Below are 6102 nucleotides of genomic sequence, written 5' to 3'. Positions count from 1 at the left end.
CAGACAGCCATATTCATGGTGTCTTCAAGAGACCGCATTCAGTCAGCGTCGAGATAGACCTTAAAGCCTATCGCCAGAACGCCACCGCCTGCGCTTCTCTTTCCATTCCAACGATGTCAAAGACCCAGGTCGGGGAAAACCGACCCCGCTCAATCAGAGCGCCTTGTTTGGTATGCGCTTGATATAAGGACCGAAATCCGAACTTCAAGCACCGACCGGATCACCGGCCTGCTCTGCGAGAGCCCCGCTGCGAACCCAAAGGGCCGTGTCGCGGGCCGCGGCTTATATGCGATTCTAGATCCGAACCGCAAGACCGCCTGGCCGAAATCTTCGGCCGCTCCGTAGAGCCAGATCGAGGTGGAGGTCGAAACCTCTGCCTCTCTCCGCCGCCGCCGAACCGCGTCTCCGCTGCCCGCCGGCGAGGGAGCGGTGTGTACTCATGGCCCTTTGGCGGGTCAAGCCCGCTGTCGCAAGTTTCTCACATATCTGGGTTCGGAGCGCCGCCGAACGGCGCGGACCTCAGGCGCTTGGGGAGCGGTCCGGCACGACAGCCGATCTCTCCTCGCCGCCGTCGGCGCCGGCGACACGGCCAGGTTCGGCCAGGTCGACCTCGATCAGCTTGCCTGCGGCTGCTTCCAACCGGACTTCAGCGGGTTGGCCGGTGTGGATCAGGTCGTGGGCGAGACGGACGGCGTCATGCACCGCTTCGTCGGCATGACCGTAGGGCCGCACGTCATCGCCGTCGCGCTGCAGGATCCAAGCGCCGTTGCGGACGCGGATCTCGAGCTGAACGGGCTGGGCCATGGGTTACCTCCGGTGAACTGACCCACTGAACCCCCGACAGCGCATCCAGTTGCAGCCAAAGCCTGCCTTCAGTGGTTTCCGCCGGGCTTCCCGTGATCTGGAGAACCACCATGCCACTGCCCCACGCCGCTCCGTCTGGCCGGTTCACCATTGGCGGCGACATGAACGTGACCCGGCTTGGCTTCGGGGCGATGCGCGTGACGGGGCCCGGAGTTTGGGGGCCGCCACCCGATCGTGACGAGGCGCTCCGGGTATTGAGGCGCCTGCCTGAGCTGGGCGTGGACTTCATCGACACGGCGGACAGCTATGGGCCGTACATCTCGGAGGAGCTGATCGCCGAGGCGCTGCATCCCTATGGCGATCTTGTTGTGGCGACCAAGGGCGGGCTGACGCGAAGCGGGCCGAACGTTTGGCCGCCGCTGGGCCGACCCGAATACCTGCGGCAGTGCGTGCTGATGAGCTTGCGGCGGCTGAAACTCGAGCGGTTCGATCTTTGGCAACTGCATCGGATCGACCCGAAGGTTCCGCGGGAGGAGCAGTTCGATGCGATCGCGCAGATGCGGAAGGAGGGGCTGATCCGTCACGTTGGACTGAGTGAGGTTGGTGTCGACGATATACAGACCGCCCAGAGGTACTTCCCTGTGGCGACGGTGCAAAATCGATACAATCTGGTGGACCGGCAGAGCGAGGCGGTGCTGGACTGGTGCGAGGCCAATGGGGTGGGGTTCATCCCCTGGTATCCGCTGGCGGCGGGCGACTTGGCGCGGCCGGGGTCGGTGCTGGACGAGATCGCGCAGCGGACGGGCGCGAGCGCGAGCCAGGTAGCGTTGGCGTGGGTGCTGAAGCGCAGCCCGGTGATGCTGCCGATCCCGGGGACCGGGAAGGTCAAGCACCTGGAAGAGAACGTCGCGGCCGCCAGCCTCGAACTGACGGACGAGGACTTCCGGGCGCTGGACGCCCAGGGTCGGAGGGCCGGCGGCGGCTAGCTGGCGAAGCTGCGCTTCTCAGTGAAGATGCAGCGGCCGTTTTCGTGGAGCTCGATGCCCGTGTGCTCGCGCGCGCTGAGGAGTTCGCGGCGGGCGATCTCGCGCGCCCGCTCCTCATCGGCGGCGAGGATGAAGGACAGCGTCGGGACCCCGTAACGTTGATCCGTGGTGAAGCAGGTGAACGTGCGCATGTACCCTCCCGTGACGGACTGAGGGTCGCCGAACGGAAGGTTACGAGCATTAAGATTCGATTAGGAATCTGGTCTTTCGGAACTTTTTTCTTTTTACGGTTTCGTGACTTAGCTTCACTTTAGGCAAGTTCAGGCGCGCACCTGGCTGAAGCAGCCGGCCGGCAGGCCCGACCCGCTGACCAGGATCGCGCCTTGGCCATAGAGACGCCAGGGCGCCGCGGCGCGGTGAACAACCACCAGCTCGCCCGTGGGATCGGTCCAGACGATGCGGCCGGCGGCGCCCGCACTGGCCATGACCTGGGCGTCCGGCGTTCCGGGCCGGAACAGGACAGCCGTGTAGGGCGTCGACGGCTGCAGAGCCCAGAGGCCGGAAAGGGTCACCAACAAGGCGGCCGCGACCTGGGGCGATGATCCCCTGCCCTCGCCGCCTCGCCCACGCCGACGCAGGGCCAAGGCCGCCAGAAGCGGGAGCAGTCCGAAGACCGTCAGCCAGCCGAGGTCCCACATCAAGGGATCGGGCCGATCAACCCGCACCCTGTGGATGCCGAGCACCCAGTGGAACAGCACCGCGTCTACTGCCTGCCAAAGCGCGAAGCCGAACAGCATGCCGACCAGAAGGCGTCGGCCGCTCAAGGTCCGGCCGCCCGGCCGGAACAGGCCCCAGAGCCCCACGACCGCGAGCACGTACATCAGGATGTGGAAGTATCCGTCGGCCGCCATCTGAACCCGCAGGTCGCCGCCGACCAGACTGAGCAGATGATGCCACTGCAGCACCTGGTGCAGCAGGATGCCGTCGAAAAAGCCGCCGAACGCAAAGCCGACCAACCATCCAGCCCAGCCGCCGCCGCGGCCCGTGCGATCCATAACCATGGGCGCCCTCCTGCGCCGCCACAACAACGCCCCTATGTCATTGTTCCCCCGCCACATTCCGCACTTGTGAAGTGACAACCGCCACCCCACATATTAAGTTATAACTGTACACCCCCGAGGAACCCCAAATGCGTACGTTCGCATTCGCCGCCGCCGCGCTCCTCCTGAGCGGAACGGCGGCCATGGCAGCGCCCGCCGCAGTGACCGTCACCATCGGTCCTGAGCTGCAGAAGAAGGCGGAAAAGACCTATGGCGTGCGGGATGTCGGCGAAGTGGCCGAACGCCTGCGCACCCAAGTGGAGAAGAAGGTGGCGGGCAACCCGTCGTTCGAAGGCGCGCGGGTTGATCTGGTTCTGGTGGACGCGCTCCCGAGCAAGCCCACCATGAAGCAGCTGAACGACCGGCCTGGCCTTTCGTACTTCCACAGCATCAGCGCCGGCGGCGCCACGATCGAAGGCCAGGTCACCCGGGCCGACGGTTCGGTGCAGCCGGTCCGCTACAAGGATTATGAGAACCTGCGCTGGGCGCGCACTTATTCCACCTGGGGCGATGCCGATCGCACGATCGACTATTTCGCCTACCGGCTGGGACAGGGCGCGCAGCTCGCCAGCCGCTAAACGGCGGAGCAGCTAAGCCGCTCGCGGCACTTGCGTCCAAAGACGGCGCGCGGTCTGATCGCCGCGCGCCGTTTCGCTATGCGCTTCCAAGGAAAAACATGACCTCGCCTGCCCCGCCGAGCGATCTGCGGCCAATCGATCGTCTTCTCGCCATCATGGCCCGCCTGCGGGATCCCAACGGCGGCTGCCCATGGGATATCGAGCAGACCTTCGCCACCATCGCCCCTTACACGGTGGAGGAAGCGTACGAGGTGGCCGACGCCATCGAGCGGGGCGACCTGTCGGACCTGAAGGAAGAACTGGGAGACCTGCTGCTGCAGGTCGTGTTCCACGCGCGCATGGCGGAGGAACAGGGCGCCTTCGCCTTCGACGACGTGGCGCGCGCGATCAACGACAAGATGATCCGCCGACACCCGCACGTGTTCAGCGACGAGACTTACGAGAACCTCAACGCGCAAAAGGAAGGCTGGGAAGCGCTGAAAGCCGCCGAGCGCGCCAAGAAGGGCCGGGCCGCCAGCCTGCTGGATGACGTGCCTGTGGGGCTGCCTGCGCTGACGCGGGCCGTGAAGCTGTCCAAGCGCGCGGCGCGCGTCGGCTTCGTATGGCCCACCGTGCAGGACGTGATGAGCAAGGTGCACGAGGAGATCGCCGAACTGGAGGCGGAGATCGCCGCGGGCGACCTGGACAAGGCGCGGCAGGAGATGGGCGACGTGTTGTTCGTGGTCGCGAACCTGGCCCGAACGCTGGACGTCGATCCCGAAGACAGCCTGCGTTTCACCAACGCCAAGTTCGTCCGGCGCTTCCGGTACATCGAACAGAAGCTCGCCGAGCGCGGCAAGACGCCGGAAGATTCGGATCTCGCGGAAATGGACGCGCTTTGGGACGAGGCGCGCGCCGCCGACAAGGCCAGCGACGCAGCGTAAGCGTCCAACGCCCGGCCGCCGACGAAGCCGGCGACCGGGTTGATGGGCTTAGTGGGGCCGGATCTCAGCCGCCGGGAACAGTTGTTCGAACTGTCCCAGGGCCTGGGGCGAGAGGCTGACCGCGACCCGCACGGCGCCGTCCTCGGCGGTTTCCCGCTCGATGACCCGACCGTTGCGGTAGAGCCAGGCCACCGCCGCGCCGTCGCCGGGCGGGGCGAAAACGTCCACGGGGGGCGCTTCGTCCACAAGCGATCCGACGGTCGAAAGCAGACGATCGCAACCGTCGCCGGTCACCGCCGAGAGCGGGATGGCCGACGGATGGGCCCGGCGGGCGTCACCCTCGATCCGGGCACGATCGTCCTCCGACAGGAGGTCGACCTTGTTCCAGACCTCGATGATCCGGCGCTCGTCCATGTCGACGTCGAGCCGTTCGAGAACCTGCCGGACGTCGGCGGCCTGGGCGTCGCTTTCCTCGCTGGCGATGTCGCGAACGTGGAGGACCACATCGGCTTCCCGCACTTCTTCCAGCGTGGCGCGGAACGCCTCGACCAGTTCGTGAGGAAGGTCGGAGATGAAGCCCACCGTGTCCGACAGGATCGCCGGCCGGCCGTCAGGCAGGTTCAGCATCCGCAAGGTCGGATCGAGGGTCGCGAACAGCATGTCCTCGGCCACCACTTCCGCCTGGGTGAGGCGGTTGAAGAGCGTGGACTTGCCGGCGTTCGTGTAGCCGACCAGAGCCACCGTCGGATACGGCACGCGTTTGCGGGCCGACCTCTGGAGGTCGCGGGTGCGGCGCACCTCGGCCAGGTCGCGCTTGAGCTTAGCGATCTTCTCGGCGAGCAGCCGGCGGTCGGTTTCGATCTGGGTTTCACCCGGACCGCCCATGACGCCGAAGCCGCCGCGCTGCCGTTCAAGGTGGGTCCAGGTGCGGACCAGCCGCGACTTCTCGTAGGAGAGACGCGCCAGTTCGACCTGCAGCCGGCCCTCGCGGGTCCGCGCCCGGCGGGCGAAGATCTCGAGGATCAGGCCTGTCCGGTCGATGACCTTGGCTTCCCAGGCCTTCTCGAGGTTCCGCTGCTGAACGGGGCTGAGGGCGTCGTCGACGACGACCACGTCGGCCTCGATGCCTTGAACGAGGTGGCCGATCTCTTCGACCTTGCCCTTGCCGAACAGGGTGGCGGGCGTGAGCTTGCGCAGAGGCGCAATCAGGCTCTCGCGCACCTCGAGGTCGAGGGCGAGCGCCAGGCCGACAGCCTCTTCGAGCCGCGCCTCGGCGTCACGCGCCGTGCCGCGGCCCTCACGATCGGGGTGGATGACGATGGCGCCCTGAATGGGCGCCTGACGATCAACGAACTTGGTGGTTTTGGAAGTACTCAATCGATCTCATCTTCGGCCGGCTCGTACAGCTGGACGGGCTGAGCCGGCATGATGGTGGAAATGGCGTGCTTGTAGACAAGCTGCGACTGTCCGTCCCTGCGGAGCAGAACGCAGAAGTTGTCGAACCAGCTCACGACGCCCTGCAGCTTGACCCCGTTCACCAGGAAGATGGTGAGCGGCGTCTTCGACTTGCGCACGCTGTTGAGAAAGGTGTCTTGAAGGTTCTGTTTCTTGTCGCTCATCGGCTTTCCGCCTCTTTTTATGATCGGACGGCCAAGCGCCGCCCACACACGCAAGTCACGCTAGAACGACAATTGGCAGCGGCGCAATCGCG

Annotated in this window: 8 protein-coding genes; 3 read left to right on the top strand and 5 right to left on the bottom strand. The window is 65.9% G+C overall.

All coding sequences use genetic code 11. From position 1 onward, the window contains the following. Positions 1–519 precede the first annotated feature (519 nt). Positions 520–804: a hypothetical protein gene (locus tag DJ018_RS12520; protein WP_111515278.1), complete on the bottom strand. Its 285-nt coding sequence runs from the start codon at positions 802–804 to the stop codon at positions 520–522. A gap of 110 nt (positions 805–914) precedes the next feature. On the opposite strand from DJ018_RS12520, the gene DJ018_RS12515 reads away from it, so the two are divergent. Continuing rightward, positions 915–1790, top strand: a complete 876-nt coding sequence (locus DJ018_RS12515) for an aldo/keto reductase (protein WP_111515277.1) — start codon at positions 915–917, stop codon at positions 1788–1790. On the opposite strand, the gene DJ018_RS12510 is transcribed toward DJ018_RS12515, so the two are convergent. Together DJ018_RS12510 and DJ018_RS12505 are read right to left on the bottom strand one after the other, a co-directional pair. Further along, complete coding sequence (locus DJ018_RS12510) at positions 1787–1981, bottom strand: hypothetical protein (RefSeq protein WP_111515276.1); 195 nt, start codon at positions 1979–1981, stop codon at positions 1787–1789. The two genes, DJ018_RS12515 and DJ018_RS12510, sit on opposite strands and share 4 nt — an antisense overlap. 129 nt (positions 1982–2110) lie before the next feature. Continuing rightward, on the bottom strand, positions 2111–2851 hold the full coding sequence (locus DJ018_RS12505) for a DUF2243 domain-containing protein (RefSeq protein ID WP_240609534.1): 741 nt from the start codon (positions 2849–2851) through the stop codon (positions 2111–2113). 128 nt (positions 2852–2979) lie between these two features. On the opposite strand from DJ018_RS12505, the gene DJ018_RS12500 reads away from it, so the two are divergent. Next, positions 2980–3468, top strand: coding sequence for a hypothetical protein (locus DJ018_RS12500; RefSeq protein WP_111515274.1), 489 nt, complete (start codon positions 2980–2982; stop codon positions 3466–3468). Between the two features lie 98 nt (positions 3469–3566). Continuing rightward, a complete protein-coding gene (gene mazG / locus DJ018_RS12495) occupies positions 3567–4391 on the top strand; it encodes a nucleoside triphosphate pyrophosphohydrolase (RefSeq protein ID WP_111515273.1) in 825 nt (274 codons plus the stop codon). Between the two features lie 48 nt (positions 4392–4439). Here the strand turns inward: mazG and hflX are convergent, their stop codons facing one another. Then, positions 4440–5768 carry a GTPase HflX gene (hflX, locus tag DJ018_RS12490; protein ID WP_111515272.1) on the bottom strand — a complete coding sequence of 443 codons (1329 nt, stop codon included), beginning with the start codon at positions 5766–5768 and terminating at the stop codon, positions 4440–4442. Further along, positions 5765–6010, bottom strand: coding sequence for an RNA chaperone Hfq (gene hfq / locus DJ018_RS12485; protein WP_111515271.1), 246 nt, complete (start codon positions 6008–6010; stop codon positions 5765–5767). Before hfq ends, hflX begins: the two co-directional genes overlap by 4 nt. Positions 6011–6102: the final 92 nt, after the last annotated feature.

It is taken from the genome of Phenylobacterium deserti (assembly GCF_003254705.1).
Classification (GTDB): domain Bacteria; phylum Pseudomonadota; class Alphaproteobacteria; order Caulobacterales; family Caulobacteraceae; genus Phenylobacterium; species Phenylobacterium deserti.
Note: the sequence above shows the minus strand (reverse complement) of the source record. Positions and strands in the feature narration are given on the sequence as shown.

What these genes read in the sequence shown, in the direction of transcription:
- DJ018_RS12520 (WP_111515278.1), bottom strand. Translation starts at nt 804, where the DNA reads ATGGCCCAGCCCGTTCAGCTCGAGATCCGCGTCCGCAACGGCGCTTGG.
- DJ018_RS12515 (WP_111515277.1), top strand. Translation starts at nt 915, where the DNA reads ATGCCACTGCCCCACGCCGCTCCGTCTGGCCGGTTCACCATTGGCGGC.
- DJ018_RS12510 (WP_111515276.1), bottom strand. Translation starts at nt 1,981, where the DNA reads ATGCGCACGTTCACCTGCTTCACCACGGATCAACGTTACGGGGTCCCG.
- DJ018_RS12505 (WP_240609534.1), bottom strand. Translation starts at nt 2,851, where the DNA reads ATGGTTATGGATCGCACGGGCCGCGGCGGCGGCTGGGCTGGATGGTTG.
- DJ018_RS12500 (WP_111515274.1), top strand. Translation starts at nt 2,980, where the DNA reads ATGCGTACGTTCGCATTCGCCGCCGCCGCGCTCCTCCTGAGCGGAACG.
- mazG (WP_111515273.1), top strand. Translation starts at nt 3,567, where the DNA reads ATGACCTCGCCTGCCCCGCCGAGCGATCTGCGGCCAATCGATCGTCTT.
- hfq (WP_111515271.1), bottom strand. Translation starts at nt 6,010, where the DNA reads ATGAGCGACAAGAAACAGAACCTTCAAGACACCTTTCTCAACAGCGTG.